Raw genomic sequence first — 13,441 nt, 5'->3', positions numbered from 1 at the left:
GGTCCGGTCACTCCGGCAGAACCAGGTGCACATCACCGAACTCGTGCCACAGATAGCGCCCGCGCAGCGCCTCCTCGTACCCCCGGCCGATCGCCGCCCGCCCCGCGACCGCCTCCAGCATCAGCAGGTGCGAGGCCTCCGGCTCGTGCAGCCCGGTCAGCAGCCCGTCCACCACCCGCACCCCGCGCTCAGGGGTCACCACCAGGTCGGTCCACCCCGCGCGGGCCCGCACCACGCCGTCCGCACCGGCCGCCGACTCCACCGCCCGTACGGCCGTCGTCCCCACCGCGATCACCCGGCCGCCCCCCGCCCGCACCGCCCCGATCAGCCGCGCCGACGCCTCCGGCACCGCGAACCGCTCCGGATACGGCGGCTCGTGCGCCTCCGCCGACGCCACTCCCGTGTGCAGCGTGACCGGGGCGAACTGCACCCCCCGGCTCACCAGCTCCGCCACCATCCGCGCGGTGAACGGACGCCCCGCGCTCGGCATCTCCGCACTCCCCGCACCGTCCGGCGACGGCAGCGCGAACACCGTCTGGTACGCCGACAGCGGCTGGTCCCGCTCCGTGTACGCGTACCGGATGGCCCGCCCGTGCTCCCGCAGCACTTCGAGCACGTCCCGCGACGCACGCGCCCACCACAGCCGCTCCCCGCCCGCACTCAGCGGTTCCTCCAGCACCAGCCGCGCACCCCCGGCCAGCCGCACCTCTGTACCCGCGTGCGCGCCCGCGCGCGGGCGCGTGGTGCCGCGCCCGTCCGGCTCCCGCGGCTCGACCGCCCACCGGCCGTCGTCCCCGCGCGTGGAGAAGTGCACCACCACGCGCGTCCGCCCGATCCACCCCCCGACCGCCGCCGCCAGCGTCGGCGAGGTGTTCACCACCAGCAGGTCCCCGGCCCGCAGCAGCCGCGGCAGCTCCACGAAGGCGTGGTGCGACACCGCCGTGCCCCGTGACACCAGCAGCCGCACCGAGTCCCGCTCGAGCCCCGGTCCCCGCTGCTCCACCGGCACCCGCGCGGACAGCTCCTCCGGCACCTTTATGGCCACGGTCATCGCCGCTCCTCCAGCAGCGCCGGGGCGCCGTAGCGACCGCTCGCCGGCCGCTCGTCCAGCAGCCGCAGGAAGGCGGGCACCACACCGGCCGGCTCAGGACGCGGATCGTCGTCGTCCGGTACGGCCGCCGCGTACAGGTCCGTCGCCATGTCGCCGGGATCGACCGACCACACCCGCAGCCCCGGCTCCTCCACCGCCAGCACCGCCGCCAGCTGGTCCAGGGCCGCCTTGGACGCCCCGTACCCGCCCCACGTCGGATACGCCTCCGCGGCGGCGTCCGAGCTGACCACCAGCACCGCCCCGGCCGCCGCCGACCTGAGCAGCGGCAGCGCCTCCTGCACCAGGCCCAGCGCCGCCACCAGGTTCACCTCCAGCGCCCGCCGCAGCCCGTCCAGCGGCAGCTCCTCCAGCGGGACCAGCGGCTCGGCGCCCAGCGCGCTCGCGTTGTGCACCACCAGGTCCACCCCGCCCAGCCGCCATGCCGCCGCCACCAGCTCCGCGCGGTGCGCCGCGTCCGTGACGTCCCCCGGCAGCGCCGTCACGCGCGTGCCGTGCGCCGACACCAGCCCCGCCGCCTCCGCCAGCGGAACCGGGTCCCGCGCGTCCAGCACCAGATCCCAGCCACGCTCCGCCAGCCCCCGGGCGAGCGCTTCCCCGAGCCCCTTCGAAGCCCCCGTGATAATCGCGACCGGCATGGCAACCGTCCCCTCGTCTCGTCCTCGCACGCCACTCGACCGGCGTGCCCTCAACCTAGGGACCGGCCTGCCACGCCGCCTCGGGCCCGGGACGCAACACCCCGGGGCCCTTCGCCCTACGCCACCGACCCCGGTCCCGCGGTCCTACGCCCCGACCGGGACGGGGACCTTCGACCTAGGTCCCGCGGCCCGCCCGACGGCCGCCACACGCCCGATCCCGCTGTCACCGCCCGCCGGTACCGTGAGGACATGAGCCACGGCCCCCGGTCCGGCCTCGCCGCGGTGAGCTCCGCGTTGCTGGCCATGAGCAGGCACCTCGAGGTGCGCGACGTCCTCAAGACGATCGTCGCCTCGGCCCGCGAACTCCTCGACGCGCAGTACGCCGCGCTCGGCGTGCCCGACGACCACGGCGGCTTCGCCCAGTTCGTGGTCGACGGTGTCAGCGACGACCAGTGGAAGGCCATCGGCCCCCTCCCGCGCCGGCACGGCATCCTCGCCGCGATGCTCGACGAGGCCGCCCCGCAGCGCCTCGCCGACGTGCGCCGGGACCCCCGCTTCGAGGGCTGGCCCAGCGCCCACCCCGAACTGGCCGACTTCCTCGGCCTGCCCATCCGCGACGGCGACGAGGTCCTCGGCGCCCTGTTCCTGGCCAACAAGAGGTGCCCCAAGCCCGAGGGCACCTGCGGCTTCACCGAGGACGACGAGGAACTGCTCGGCATCCTCGCCCAGCACGCCGCCATCGCCCTCACCAACGCCCGGCTCTACGAACGCAGCCGCGAACTGACCATCGCCGAGGAACGCTCCCGGCTCGCCCACGAACTCCACGACGCCGTCAGCCAGAAACTCTTCTCCCTGCGGCTCACCGCCCAGGCCGCCGCCCGCCTCGTCGACCGCGACCCCTCCCGCGCCAAGGGCGAACTCCAGCAGGTCGCCGCCCTGGCCGCCGAGGCCGCCGACGAACTGCGCGCGGCGGTCGTCGAACTGCGCCCCGCGGCCCTCGACGAGGACGGCCTCGTCGCCACCCTGCGCACCCAGATCCAGGTCCTCGACCGTGCCCACACGGCCCGCGTGACCTTCACCGGCCACGGCGTACGCGCCCTGCCCGCAGCCCAGGAGGAGGCGGTGCTGCGCGTCGCCCAGGAGGCCCTGCACAACGCGCTGCGGCACTCCGGCGGCGACCACGTCGACGTCACCCTGGACCGCCGCGGCGGCGGAGCGGTCCTGCGGGTCAGCGACGACGGCGGCGGCTTCGACCCGCGGGCCGTCCGCCACGCGGGCCGCCATCTGGGCCTGGTCTCCATGCGGGACCGCGCGAGCGGGGTCGGCGGCAGGCTGACCGTGGAATCGGCGCCCGGCAAGGGCACCACGATCGAGATGGAGGTCCCCGGTGGCTGACGCAATCAAGGTGCTGCTGGTCGACGATCACCAGGTGGTACGCCGGGGGCTGCGCACCTTCCTCGAGGTGCAGGACGACATCGAGGTCGTCGGCGAGGCCGCGGACGGCGCGGAAGGGGTCGCCCTGGCGGGGGAGCTGGGGCCCGACGTCATCCTCATGGACGTCAAGATGCCCGGCATGGACGGCGTGGACGCGCTGCGCCGGCTCCGTGAACTGGACCACCCCGCGCGCGTGCTGATCGTCACCAGCTTCACCGAGCAGCGCACGGTCGTTCCCGCCCTCCGCGCGGGCGCCGCCGGGTACGTGTACAAGGACGTCGACCCCGACGCGCTCGCCGGAGCCATCCGCTCCGTGCACGCCGGACACGTCCTGCTCCAGGCGGAGGTGGCCGGCGCGCTGCTGTCCCAGGAGGAGACCGGACCGGGCACGGGGCGCGCGGGCTCCCTCACCGAACGGGAGCGCGAGGTGCTCGGGCTCATAGCGGACGGCCGCGCCAACCGGGAGATCGCCCGTGCCCTGGTGCTGTCCGAGAAGACCGTGAAGACCCACGTCTCGAACATCCTGATGAAACTCGACCTGGCGGACCGCACGCAGGCCGCCCTGTGGGCCGTACGCCATGGTCTGAGCGGCTGACCCGTGACGCCTCGGACCGGCCGGAAGGTTCCCCTCCGATCCGAGATTCATACCGTAGGGGGAATGTCCCTCGGATGGCCGTATCCATGGTCGGCGCCGGCCGTTCTCCAGTGCACGCCGCGGCGCCTGCCGCGGTCATCGCAAGGAGGGCTCGGAAAGTGAAGAACCTGAAGAAGGCAGCGGCCGTGACGATGGTGGCCGGCGGTCTGCTCGCGGCCGGTACGGGGATGGCCTCCGCCACCGACGGCAGCCACGCCGACGGCACGGCCGTGGGCTCCCCGGGCGTCGTCTCCGGCAATGTCGTCCAGGTGCCGGTCGACGTCCCGGTCAACGTGTCCGGCAACAGCGTCAACGTCATCGGCCTGCTGAACCCGGCCTTCGGCAACACCGCCGTCAACCACTGACGCCACCCGCCGAGCCCCGGCCGCCCGGCCCCCCACCCGGACGACCGGGGCTCAGCGCTACGCAGCCGCGGGCAGCCGCACCGCCGTAGCTGCGGGCAGTCGTGCCGCTGGGCGGCACGGGTGGGCGCAGCGGCACCCCGTAAACGCCGGGCCGCGTGACCAGCCCCCGCCCCACACCAACGTAGGGCACCTGCAAAGCACCGGGTTGCACAACCCGGTGGCCCTCACCCCACCCCCCGCTCCTCCACCACGGAGTTGTACGCGGCCACCTGCGCCCGCCGAGCCGTCCGCTCGACGGGCCGCAACGCACCGGCCCGCGCCACCATCTCCGACGCGCTCACCGCACCCCCGTGCCCACCCGCCCCCGCCAGCGACACCAACGCCCCCACCCGCTGCGCCAGCTCCAGCACCCGCACCGCCCGAGGCGGATACCCCGGCGCCAGCACCTCCCGCCCCCGCGACCCCGAGGCCCGCGCCCGGTACGCGTCGATCGCCGCCTCGGCCACCGGCCCCGACCCGGCCACATCCAGCCGCGTCAGCACCTCCGTCGCCTCCCGCAGCGCCTCCGCCAACTCCCGCTCCGCCTCCCCGAGCGACGGCACATCCGCCGGCGGCGCCTCCCGCACCGGCAGGCAGTGCCACACCACCTCCACGTGCACATCACCCGCGGGCCCGGCCTCGGACACCTCCGGCACCAGCCCGAACGCGGCCCCGGAACAGACCACCGCCTCCTCCGCCTCCAGCGCCCGCGCGTTGAACTCCGGCGGCCCGCTCAGCCCCAGCGGATGCCCCGGCGCCGGCAGCGCCACCCGCAGCCCGCTCACCCCCAGCGCCCGCAGCCGCCCCAGCGCCAGCGTGAGTCCCACCGGCGCCGCCTCACCCGGCAACCCCTCCACCCGGTGCACCGCGTCCTCCCCGACGATCGCGAGCACGGCGTCATCCGGCGAGACAAGTCCGGCAAGAAGGGCGTTTCCCCAAGCGGCAAGGCGTCCAGAGCGAGGTTCCGAGAGCATGCGTACACCCTAGACAGAGCCCAAGAACCGGACCGGAGGAATGTCCGGGTCGACCAGTGGCGTAGATTTCATGATGGGCTGCGCCCACGGGTGCGGCGGACCGACCCACAGGCGTACGCGACAGCCGAGACCGGCCACACTGCAAGGGGAGACAACGCGCTCATGAGCGATGTTCTGGAGCTTCAGGACGTATCCGTGGTCCGTGAGGGCCGGGCTCTGGTGGACCAGGTCTCCTGGTCGGTGAAGGAGGGCGAGCGCTGGGTCATCCTCGGCCCCAACGGCGCCGGCAAGACCACCCTCCTCAACATCGCGTCCAGCTACCTCCACCCCAGCAAGGGCACCGTCAGCATCCTCGGCGAGACCCTCGGCAGGCCCGGCACCGACGTCTTCGAGCTGCGCCCCCGCATCGGCGTGGCCGGCATCGCCATGGCCGACAAGCTGCCCAGGAAGCAGACCGTCCTGCAGACCGTGCTCACCGCCGCCTACGGCATGACCGCCGGCTGGCAGGAGCAGTACGAGGACATCGACGAGCAGCGCGCCCGCGCCTTCCTCGACCGCCTCGGCATGTCCGAGTACCTGGACCGCAGGTTCGGCACCCTCTCCGAGGGCGAGCGCAAGCGCACCCTCATCGCCCGCGCCCTGATGACCGACCCCGAACTGCTGCTCCTCGACGAGCCCGCCGCCGGACTCGACCTCGGCGGCCGCGAGGACCTGGTACGCCGTCTCGGCCGGCTCGCCCGCGACCCGATCGCCCCCTCCATGATCATGGTCACCCACCACGTCGAGGAGATCGCCCCGGGCTTCACCCACGTCCTGATGATCCGCCAGGGCAGGGTCCTCGCCGCCGGCCCGCTGGAGCTCGAACTCACCTCCCGCAACCTCTCCCTCTGCTTCGGCCTCCCGCTCGTCGTCGAACAGGTCGGCGACCGCTTCACCGCGCAGGGCCTCCCGATGTCCTGACCCCTCCCGCAGCCCAAGACCCGGAGCCGCACGGCGCGTTCAAACTGATCGGCGCCCTGTCGGCGACCGGGTGTGCGGTCCTACCATGACCACGTGGACATCGACGCATGGCTGTGGTGGCTCATCGGCGCGGCGGTACTCGGCATCGGGCTCGTGGTCACCGCGATGCCCGAACTCGGCATGCTCGCGGTGGGCGCCGTCGCCGCGGCAGTGGTCTCCGGCATCTTCGGCGGCGGTGCCGTCGCCCAGGTCGTGGTCTTCGCCGTCGTCTCGACCGCCCTCATCGCCGTCGTACGGCCCATCGCGAACAGACACCGCACCGGGCGGCCCCGACTCGCCACCGGCGTGGACGCCCTGAAAGGGAAACAGGCCGTCGTCCTGGAGCGCGTCGACGGATCCGGTGGCCGGATCAAGCTGGCCGGCGAGGTCTGGTCGGCACGCGCACTCGACGCCGGTCGTGCCTATGAAGTAGGTCAGGAAGTGGACGTCGTGGACATCGAGGGGGCCACGGCCATCATCATGTGACCGGGCACGACACAACTGGGGCGAACAACCCCCCAGTTGCACCGATGGTCTGTCAGACTCGACCAGCAAGATCTTCAACAACGAGATCTTCCGCAGGCACGAGAGCTGCCGCAGGCGCCGAGGCTAAGAAGGGTTCGGGGAACCGACGATGCAACCGATCATCATCGTCCTGATCATCCTGGTGGTGCTGGTCTTCATCGCCCTGATCAAGACGATCCAAGTCATCCCACAGGCCAGCGCCGCCATCGTCGAGCGCTTCGGCCGCTACACGCGGACACTCAACGCGGGCCTCAACATCGTCGTCCCGTTCATCGACACCATCCGCAACCGCATCGACCTGCGCGAACAGGTCGTCCCGTTCCCGCCGCAGCCGGTGATCACCCAGGACAACCTGGTCGTCAACATCGACACCGTCATCTACTACCAGGTGACCGACGCCCGCGCCGCCACCTACGAGGTCGCCAGCTACATCCAGGCCATCGAACAGCTCACCGTCACCACGCTCCGCAACATCATCGGCGGCATGGACCTGGAGCGCACCCTCACCTCCCGGGAGGAGATCAACGCGGCCCTGCGCGGCGTCCTCGACGAGGCCACCGGAAAGTGGGGCATCCGCGTCAACCGCGTCGAGCTCAAAGCCATCGAACCGCCCACCTCCATCCAGGACTCGATGGAGAAGCAGATGCGCGCCGACCGCGACAAGCGCGCCGCGATCCTCCAGGCCGAGGGTGTCCGACAGTCCGAGATCCTGCGCGCCGAGGGCGAGAAGCAGTCCCAGATCCTGCGCGCCGAAGGCGAGGCCAAGGCGGCGGCCCTGCGCGCCGAGGGTGAGGCCCAGGCGGTCCGTACGGTCTTCGAGGCCATCCACGCCGGAGACCCCGACCAGAAGCTCCTCTCCTACCAGTACCTCCAGATGCTCCCCAAGATCGCCGAGGGCGACGCCAACAAGCTCTGGATCGTCCCCAGCGAGATCGGTGACGCCCTCAAGGGACTCTCCGGCGCGATGGGCAACTTCGGCGCGATGGGCGGCGGCAACAGCCCCTCGGGAACCGCCAACGTCCCCTCCCAGGAACGCCGGGAAAAGCCCTCCATCGACTAGGAGCCACACCAGGGCCACCCTGTCAGCACACGTTCCCCGCACCCTTTCAGGGGCGCGGGGAACTGCGCGACAAGCCCCTGCGCACCCGCAGCCGCACAGCGACCCACACCCCTACGGCGAAGTCCTCACGCCGCATCCAGCGTCAGCCACTCGGGCAACGCCTCGAAGTCCTCGGCGCCCAGCGCCAGCAGCATCGCATCGGCCGGCGTGGGCTCGAACGGCCGCCGCAACAGCGGCATCCCCGCCTGCTCGGGCGTCCGGTTCGCCTTCCGGTGGTTGTCCTCCGCGCACGACGCCACCGTGTTCAGCCACGTGTCCTGCCCACCGTGCGACCGCGGCACCACGTGGTCCACGGTCGTCGCCCGCCGCCCGCAGTACGCGCACCGGTGCCGGTCCCGCACCAGGACACCCCGCCTCGACCACGGCGCTTGTCTTCGGAACGGCACCCTCACGTACTGGCAGAGCCTGATCACCCGGGGCGCCGGTATGTCGACCGCGGCTCCCCGCATCCGCAGTTCGGGGTGGGCCTGCTCGACGACGGCCTTGTCCTGAAGCACCAGAACGACGGCTCGGTTCAGCGTCACCGTCGACAACGGCTCGAAGCTCGCGTTCAGTACCAGCGTGTCCCGCATACCAGCCCACCTCCCGTGTGCACCGGCCCACCCCTCGGCGGGCTGGGATCAACTCTGGCCGGGCACGCCGAGATGGACAACGCAATATCCGCTGCTCCTGCGGGAGGTGACCCCCGCGACCCCCGGCAACAAAAATGCCCGCCCCTGATCAATTCCAAGACCAGGGGCGGGCAAACGTTCCGTGAACGCTCGAGGCCGCGCGGGAGACCGCTCAGGACTCCGCGGGCACCTCGTACTCACCGATCAGCTGGGCACGCGCCAGCGTGTGGAACCGCAGGTTGAAGCCCACCACGGCGGGAGACGCGTCCGCGTCCGGACCGAGCTTCTCCTGGTCCACGGCGTACACCGTGAACACATACCGGTGCGGCCCGTCCCCGGGCGGCGGCGCGGCACCGCCGAAGTCCTTGCCGCCGTAGTCGTTGCGCGCGTGGACCGCGCCCTCGGGCAACCCTTCGAACGTGCCGCTCCCCGCACCGGCCGGCAGCTCGGTCACCGTGGCCGGGATGTCGAACACCACCCAGTGCCAGAACCCGCTGCCCGTCGGGGCATCGGGGTCGTAGCAGGTCACGGCGAAGCTCTTGGTCTCCGGCGGGAACCCCTCCCACCGCAGGTGCGGCGAGGTGTTGCCGGCCGCGTGGACCTGAGCGTCCTTGAGCGTCGCCCCCTCCCGCACGTCCTCGCTCGACACCGCGAACGACGGCACGGGCGGATGGAAGTCGTGGGGGAGCGGCCGCCGCTTGAGCTCGGTCACCTCGGTACCTCCTGATCGATTGTGTTCAGTGAGAACCGAGCCTAGAACCAGTTGCGCTTGCTACCGACCTCCGACAGCCACTGGTTGAGGTATGCCGTCCAATCGGTCCCCTGGTAGTCGTTCAGCCCCACCTTGAAGGAGCGGAACGTGTCGCTGCCCTCGCTGAACAGACCCGGCTTCTTGTCCATCTCCAGCACGACGTCCATGGCCTGCTCGTCGGCCACGAAGCTCAGCTCGACCTGGTGCAGCCCCCGGTACTGCTGCGGCGGGAAGAACTCGATCTCCTGGTAGAACGGCAGCTTCTGCCGGGTGCCCCGGATGTGGCCGCGCTCCATGTCCGCGTTCTTGAAGCGGAAGCCCAGCTGGATGAACGCGTCCAGGATCGCCTTCTGCGCCGGCAGCGGGTGCACGTTGACCGGGTCCAGGTCACTGGAGTCCACGGCCCGCGCGATCGCCAGCTCGGTGCTCACCCCGATGTTCATCCCGCGCAGCGGCTGCCCGTCGATCATCGTGATCGGCGTCTCCCACGGGATCTCCAGCCCGAACTGCACCGCGTGCACCGCACCCGCCTGGAGCTCGAAGGCACCACCCAGGCTCGACTTGGTGAACTCGATGTCCTGCTTGTACTCCTGGTCGCCGTTTTCCACCTCGACCTTGGCCTGCAGCCCGACCGACAGACCCTCGATCTGCTGGTTCACGGACCCGCCCTGGATCCGCACCTCGCCCTGGACGACACCGCCCGGAACCACGTTGACCTCGTGCAGCACCGTCTCGACCGAGGCCCCGCCGGCACCCAGGCTCGCCAGCAGCTTCTTGAACGCCATGTCTCTCCCTCTCCAGGCGACCCCCGTGGGCCACACCTGATCCGTCGTCCTGCGTCGAGTCGTACGTATGGACCCTTGATCCCTAACAACGCGATCCGGCCGTGGCCGGTTCCGTGTTCCACACCCTGGCAACCACGGAGCCCGCTGACCACCCCGCGGAGCCGTCCGTCTCCAGTACGCTCGGACGGCATGATCGCGACCCCCGACCGTACGCCCCTGCCCAGAGAGTTCTTCGACCGCCCCGTCCTCGAGGTCGCCCCCGACCTCCTCGGCCGGATCCTGGTCCGCACCACCCCGGACGGTCCGATCGCCCTCCGCCTCACCGAGGTCGAGGCCTACGACGGTCAGAACGACCCCGGCTCCCACGCCTACCGCGGCCGCACCGCCCGCAACGACGTGCTGTTCGGTGCGCCCGGCCATGTGTACGTCTACTTCACCTATGGCATGTCAAGGCGGTCGGCATGAACGTCGACGTCCTCGTCCATCCTGCCGAAGAGGTCGCCCCCAGGCTGCTCGGGAGCGTCCTCACCTGCAAGACCCCCGAGGGGACCGTGAGCATCGCCATCACGGAGACCGAGGCGTACTCCGGTACCGCTGACCCGGCTTCCCATGCCTACCGAGGCCGGACACCCCGTAACGCCGTCATGTTCGGACCCGCAGGACACCTGTATGTCTACCGGTCCCACGGTCTCCACTGGTGCGCCAACGTCGTCACCGGGACGAACGGCATCGCCTCGGCTGTCCTCATCCGGGCAGGCAGGGTCATCGAGGGGGAAGACCTGGCACGCAAGCGGCGAGGGGAGAAGGTCGAGAGTCCACGCCTTGCCCGAGGTCCCGGGAACTTCTGCCAGGCACTCGGCATCACGGCGGAGCACAACGGTGCGGACCTCCTGACAGGTACCTCGGTCGTGTTGTCCGAGGGTGAGCCTGTACCTGCCGCGCTCATCCGGGTTGGTCCTCGGGTAGGCGTGAGCAAGGCACACGACTGGCAACACCGGTTCTACCTCGCCGGTGATCCAACGGTCTCGGCGTACCGGCTGAGCCCCAGAGCCAAACCGTCCACCGGAGCCTGAGCCGCTGTGCGCCTTGCTCACGGCTCGCCGGTGAGTCGGCGCGGAAAAGTTGGACAGGCGGCGGGTGATCGCTCGCGAGCGTGGCGTGTGACGCGTTCCTTGCCGGTCCGGTGACCGCCGACGCGCGCCGACTCGGGCCGGACGGGTGATGATGCGTCTCGCTGAAGGTGGCCCAGTCTTGGTCCCCCCGAACCGCCGCTGCCTCCAGTCACCTACGGTTGCCCAACCTGGTCAGCGTCGAATCCGGATGACGATCAAGGCAGGACTGACCTAGCGTTCCGCGCGTGACATCCCCGGACGGCTATCACGACGACAAGCCCAGCGTGACCATCCGCTGCCCGGGCACCTCCTCTGTGGGCGTGACGTTCTGCGACCGGTTCAGCTTCGATGCGGACTCCGTGCACTATGCCGTCGAGCTACGGGCCCCGGGCCTGACTGCTCGCGTCAACGAGGTCGTCGCCTGGATCTGGGACAGCGATCTCATCACGTTTCTGGAAGATCTCGCTGCCGACCACCGGGGATGGGACGGCGAACGAAGCCGGCAGACCGACGACCGAGACCTGACGGTGTCGGCCGTCTTCCGATCCGGCGGCTACGTCGGGCTGACCTGGGCCGTGCGGCCGTGGCCACAGGCCGCTGGCGTCTGGGGCGCCTCGGTGACCACCTGGCTGGAGGCCGGCGAGCAGATGGCTACCCTGGCGGCCGACGTCCGGAACTTCCTCACCGGGGAGCAGCCGTGACATCCGGCATGCGCATCACCTGGACGTTGGCGGGATCCGGGTGGGCCGACTGCTCCGTTGAAGATCACCGGGCGAAGGTCGAGCTCACCGCGTCCTACATCAGCAATGCGCCCGAGGAGTTCCTGACTGCGGTGGCCCGGCTCAGCGCCGGGGAAGCAGAGACCCGCGCCCAGTTCGAGGCCGAGCCGACCGCCTACCGGTGGATCTTCTACCGCGAAGGCGAAAGCGCCTGGATCCGCGTTCTCGAACTACGCGACGGCAGCGACGCTGATCTGCGTGCCGTCGCTCTCGTAGTGCATCAGGACGACCGTCGAGCAGTCGAACATCCAGAAGTCCTCGACATCCGGCAACGGGTTCTCTCGCTCGGTCACGTCAAGGATGCGGATGTCCTCCCCGGCGAGCAGGTGCGGGGTGTAGTACCGGGAGAGCTCGAAGCGCAGGTACTCGGAGAGCGGCCGAGTCAGGACGTGCACTCGCCCCTTGCTCTTCCCCTCTCCGCGCAAACGCTTCAGGTCTTCCGTGTACGCGGACGAGTAGGCGTGCGGGGCGACGCGGTTGCCTGCCCGGAAGGCTTCGAACTCTTCCGCCTCCTGCGGTACGAGGTACTGGGGCAGGGTCTCCAGTCGCCACGCTTCCGACTGGAAGCCCCGGAGCATCGCCCGCCACTCGTCACCGTCCAAGAGCACGAACGGCCTCCCGAAGAACGCTTTCGGGGATCTCGACGAACCCTTCCCCCTGCGGGGGCGTGAAGGCGTCGGACACATCGCCCTGAACCACGATGGAGCCGGAAGCGGTGCGGTAGACGTTCGGGCAGTCGTCCTCTCCACACGTGCCGTTGCCGGTGAGTCGAGTCAGTTCTTCGCGTGCCATGCGGAGCCTCCTTGACTTGTCGGCCCGGGCGGACCGCCTGAAGCGACGGCATGTGGTTCTGCATGAACCTCGTGTGCGGCCCCGAGGGACGCGCGAGCGCCGGTTCCTCCGCGCCGGCGAGATCATCGAGGGCGCAGAGCCGGCTCGCAGCCGCCGCCTCTCGGCCCGTAACGACAAGGAACTCGCCAAAGGTCCGGCCCGCCTGGCCACGGCCTTCGGCGTCGACCGCGCACTCAACGGTACGGACGCCTGCGCCGCCGGCGACACCCCGCTGCGGATCCTCACCGGCACTCCCGTGCCCTCCGGGCAGGTGAGCAACGGCCCGCGCGCCGGAGTCTCCGGCGAGGGAGCCGTCCACCCCTGGCGCTACTGGGTCACCGACGACCCGACGGTGAGCCCCTACCGGGCCCACGTACCGCGGCGCCGTCGAAGTTGACTCGACCTTGGAAGGTGCGTAATGTAGTCCGAGCCGCTTGAACCGGGTACGGCGATCGCCTGCAGCCGGAAGCGGCCAACCCACTACCTACGATCACCCCTCAGCGGGGTCGAATTCGTCATGTCCGCATGTCTGAATTCCGAACCGCGGAGCCCGATTATGAATCGAGCGGGGGAATCGGTTAACGTAGTGAATGTCGAAAGGCCGACAGGCGAAAGCCCAGGGCTTAACGACATGGCCCGCCGACCGGGAATCAGGCCCGAAAGGATCTGATAGAGTCGGAACCGCCGGAAAGGGAAACGCGGAAGCGGAACCCCGGAAAGCACCGAGGAAATCGGA

The 13,441-nt window shown here is 70.8% G+C and carries 15 protein-coding genes and 3 pseudogenes; 10 read left to right on the top strand and 8 right to left on the bottom strand.

The genetic code is table 11. The annotated features are described in order from the left end of the window. Window positions 1-7 precede the first annotated feature (7 nt). Together ACF1DX_RS22575 and ACF1DX_RS22570 are read right to left on the bottom strand one after the other, a co-directional pair. Window positions 8-1,051 carry an S-adenosylmethionine:tRNA ribosyltransferase-isomerase gene (locus ACF1DX_RS22575; protein ID WP_391792929.1) on the bottom strand — a complete coding sequence of 348 codons (1,044 nt, stop codon included), beginning with the start codon at window positions 1,049-1,051 and terminating at the stop codon, window positions 8-10. Beyond that, the gene (locus ACF1DX_RS22570; RefSeq protein ID WP_391792928.1) at window positions 1,048-1,746 is read right to left on the bottom strand and encodes an SDR family NAD(P)-dependent oxidoreductase; all 699 of its coding nucleotides are present in this window, start codon (window positions 1,744-1,746) and stop codon (window positions 1,048-1,050) included. The genes ACF1DX_RS22575 and ACF1DX_RS22570 overlap by 4 nt, the downstream gene beginning before the upstream one ends. 249 nt (window positions 1,747-1,995) lie before the next feature. Between ACF1DX_RS22570 and ACF1DX_RS22565 the strand changes: the two genes are divergently transcribed. The 3 genes from ACF1DX_RS22565 to ACF1DX_RS22555 all read left to right on the top strand — a co-directional run bounded on the left by ACF1DX_RS22565 (window position 1,996) and on the right by ACF1DX_RS22555 (window position 4,179). Next, window positions 1,996-3,141, top strand: coding sequence for a GAF domain-containing sensor histidine kinase (locus tag ACF1DX_RS22565; protein WP_391792927.1), 1,146 nt, complete (start codon window positions 1,996-1,998; stop codon window positions 3,139-3,141). Beyond that, complete coding sequence (locus ACF1DX_RS22560) at window positions 3,134-3,775, top strand: response regulator (protein ID WP_391792926.1); 642 nt, start codon at window positions 3,134-3,136, stop codon at window positions 3,773-3,775. Before ACF1DX_RS22565 ends, ACF1DX_RS22560 begins: the two co-directional genes overlap by 8 nt. A 158-nt stretch (window positions 3,776-3,933) precedes the next feature. Next, the gene (locus ACF1DX_RS22555) at window positions 3,934-4,179 is read left to right on the top strand and encodes a chaplin (protein ID WP_030833995.1); all 246 of its coding nucleotides are present in this window, start codon (window positions 3,934-3,936) and stop codon (window positions 4,177-4,179) included. A 224-nt stretch (window positions 4,180-4,403) separates the two neighbouring features. Here ACF1DX_RS22555 and ACF1DX_RS22550 read toward each other — a convergent pair whose 3' ends face one another. Then, window positions 4,404-5,192, bottom strand: a complete 789-nt coding sequence (locus tag ACF1DX_RS22550) for a hypothetical protein (RefSeq protein WP_391792925.1) — start codon at window positions 5,190-5,192, stop codon at window positions 4,404-4,406. A gap of 162 nt (window positions 5,193-5,354) precedes the next feature. Here ACF1DX_RS22550 and ACF1DX_RS22545 point away from each other — a divergent pair, with 162 nt between their 5' ends. The 3 genes from ACF1DX_RS22545 (at window position 5,355) to ACF1DX_RS22535 (ending at window position 7,776) form a co-directional block, all read left to right on the top strand. Beyond that, complete coding sequence (locus ACF1DX_RS22545) at window positions 5,355-6,152, top strand: ABC transporter ATP-binding protein (RefSeq protein WP_391792924.1); 798 nt, start codon at window positions 5,355-5,357, stop codon at window positions 6,150-6,152. A 93-nt stretch (window positions 6,153-6,245) separates the two neighbouring features. Beyond that, window positions 6,246-6,677 carry an NfeD family protein gene (locus ACF1DX_RS22540; protein ID WP_391792923.1) on the top strand — a complete coding sequence of 144 codons (432 nt, stop codon included), beginning with the start codon at window positions 6,246-6,248 and terminating at the stop codon, window positions 6,675-6,677. Window positions 6,678-6,825: 148 nt separating this feature from the next. Continuing rightward, entirely contained in the window at window positions 6,826-7,776 is a 951-nt protein-coding gene (locus ACF1DX_RS22535; RefSeq protein ID WP_030858393.1) for an SPFH domain-containing protein, read from the top strand. A gap of 125 nt (window positions 7,777-7,901) precedes the next feature. On the opposite strand, the gene ACF1DX_RS22530 is transcribed toward ACF1DX_RS22535, so the two are convergent. From ACF1DX_RS22530 to ACF1DX_RS22520, 3 genes are all read right to left on the bottom strand, one after another. Next, entirely contained in the window at window positions 7,902-8,408 is a 507-nt protein-coding gene (locus tag ACF1DX_RS22530; protein ID WP_030858391.1) for an HNH endonuclease, read from the bottom strand. Window positions 8,409-8,619: 211 nt separating this feature from the next. After that, the gene (locus ACF1DX_RS22525) at window positions 8,620-9,159 is read right to left on the bottom strand and encodes a YbhB/YbcL family Raf kinase inhibitor-like protein (RefSeq protein ID WP_391792922.1); all 540 of its coding nucleotides are present in this window, start codon (window positions 9,157-9,159) and stop codon (window positions 8,620-8,622) included. A 41-nt stretch (window positions 9,160-9,200) separates the two neighbouring features. After that, complete coding sequence (locus ACF1DX_RS22520; RefSeq protein ID WP_391792921.1) at window positions 9,201-9,983, bottom strand: sporulation protein; 783 nt, start codon at window positions 9,981-9,983, stop codon at window positions 9,201-9,203. A 189-nt stretch (window positions 9,984-10,172) separates the two neighbouring features. On the opposite strand from ACF1DX_RS22520, the pseudogene ACF1DX_RS22515 reads away from it, so the two are divergent. From ACF1DX_RS22515 to ACF1DX_RS22505, 3 genes and pseudogenes are all read left to right on the top strand, one after another. Further along, window positions 10,173-10,432: pseudogene (locus tag ACF1DX_RS22515) on the top strand (DNA-3-methyladenine glycosylase); the annotation flags it as partial. A 12-nt stretch (window positions 10,433-10,444) separates the two neighbouring features. After that, on the top strand, window positions 10,445-11,056 hold the full coding sequence (locus ACF1DX_RS22510; RefSeq protein WP_391793246.1) for a DNA-3-methyladenine glycosylase: 612 nt from the start codon (window positions 10,445-10,447) through the stop codon (window positions 11,054-11,056). Between the two features lie 284 nt (window positions 11,057-11,340). Continuing rightward, entirely contained in the window at window positions 11,341-11,796 is a 456-nt protein-coding gene (locus ACF1DX_RS22505) for a DUF6228 family protein (protein WP_391792920.1), read from the top strand. Window positions 11,797-12,062: 266 nt separating this feature from the next. Here the strand turns inward: ACF1DX_RS22505 and ACF1DX_RS22500 are convergent. After that, window positions 12,063-12,482, bottom strand: a pseudogene (locus tag ACF1DX_RS22500) (DUF6879 family protein); the annotation flags it as partial. Next, window positions 12,466-12,666 (bottom strand): hypothetical protein, encoded by a 201-nt coding sequence (locus ACF1DX_RS22495; RefSeq protein ID WP_391792919.1) that lies wholly within the window; start codon window positions 12,664-12,666, stop codon window positions 12,466-12,468. The pseudogene ACF1DX_RS22500 and the gene ACF1DX_RS22495, both read right to left, overlap by 17 nt. Window positions 12,667-12,713: 47 nt before the next feature. Here ACF1DX_RS22495 and ACF1DX_RS22490 point away from each other — a divergent pair. Beyond that, window positions 12,714-13,102 (top strand): annotated as a pseudogene (locus ACF1DX_RS22490) (DNA-3-methyladenine glycosylase); the annotation flags it as partial. Window positions 13,103-13,441 lie beyond the last annotated feature (339 nt).

Origin of the sequence: Streptomyces sp. NPDC014676 (genome assembly GCF_043084105.1) — a bacterium.
Classification (GTDB): Bacteria; Actinomycetota; Actinomycetes; order Streptomycetales; family Streptomycetaceae; genus Streptomyces.
This window is presented reverse-complemented; position numbering and strand designations above follow the sequence as displayed.

Bases quoted from the DNA above. Each gene is read 5' to 3' on its own strand.
- ACF1DX_RS22495 (WP_391792919.1), bottom strand. From the start codon at position 12,666: ATGGCACGCGAAGAACTGACTCGACTCACCGGCAACGGCACGTGTGGA.
- ACF1DX_RS22535 (WP_030858393.1), top strand. From the start codon at position 6,826: ATGCAACCGATCATCATCGTCCTGATCATCCTGGTGGTGCTGGTCTTC.
- ACF1DX_RS22575 (WP_391792929.1), bottom strand. From the start codon at position 1,051: ATGACCGTGGCCATAAAGGTGCCGGAGGAGCTGTCCGCGCGGGTGCCG.
- ACF1DX_RS22550 (WP_391792925.1), bottom strand. From the start codon at position 5,192: ATGCTCTCGGAACCTCGCTCTGGACGCCTTGCCGCTTGGGGAAACGCC.
- ACF1DX_RS22520 (WP_391792921.1), bottom strand. From the start codon at position 9,983: ATGGCGTTCAAGAAGCTGCTGGCGAGCCTGGGTGCCGGCGGGGCCTCG.
- ACF1DX_RS22530 (WP_030858391.1), bottom strand. From the start codon at position 8,408: ATGCGGGACACGCTGGTACTGAACGCGAGCTTCGAGCCGTTGTCGACG.
- ACF1DX_RS22565 (WP_391792927.1), top strand. From the start codon at position 1,996: ATGAGCCACGGCCCCCGGTCCGGCCTCGCCGCGGTGAGCTCCGCGTTG.
- ACF1DX_RS22570 (WP_391792928.1), bottom strand. From the start codon at position 1,746: ATGCCGGTCGCGATTATCACGGGGGCTTCGAAGGGGCTCGGGGAAGCG.
- ACF1DX_RS22545 (WP_391792924.1), top strand. From the start codon at position 5,355: ATGAGCGATGTTCTGGAGCTTCAGGACGTATCCGTGGTCCGTGAGGGC.
- ACF1DX_RS22510 (WP_391793246.1), top strand. From the start codon at position 10,445: ATGAACGTCGACGTCCTCGTCCATCCTGCCGAAGAGGTCGCCCCCAGG.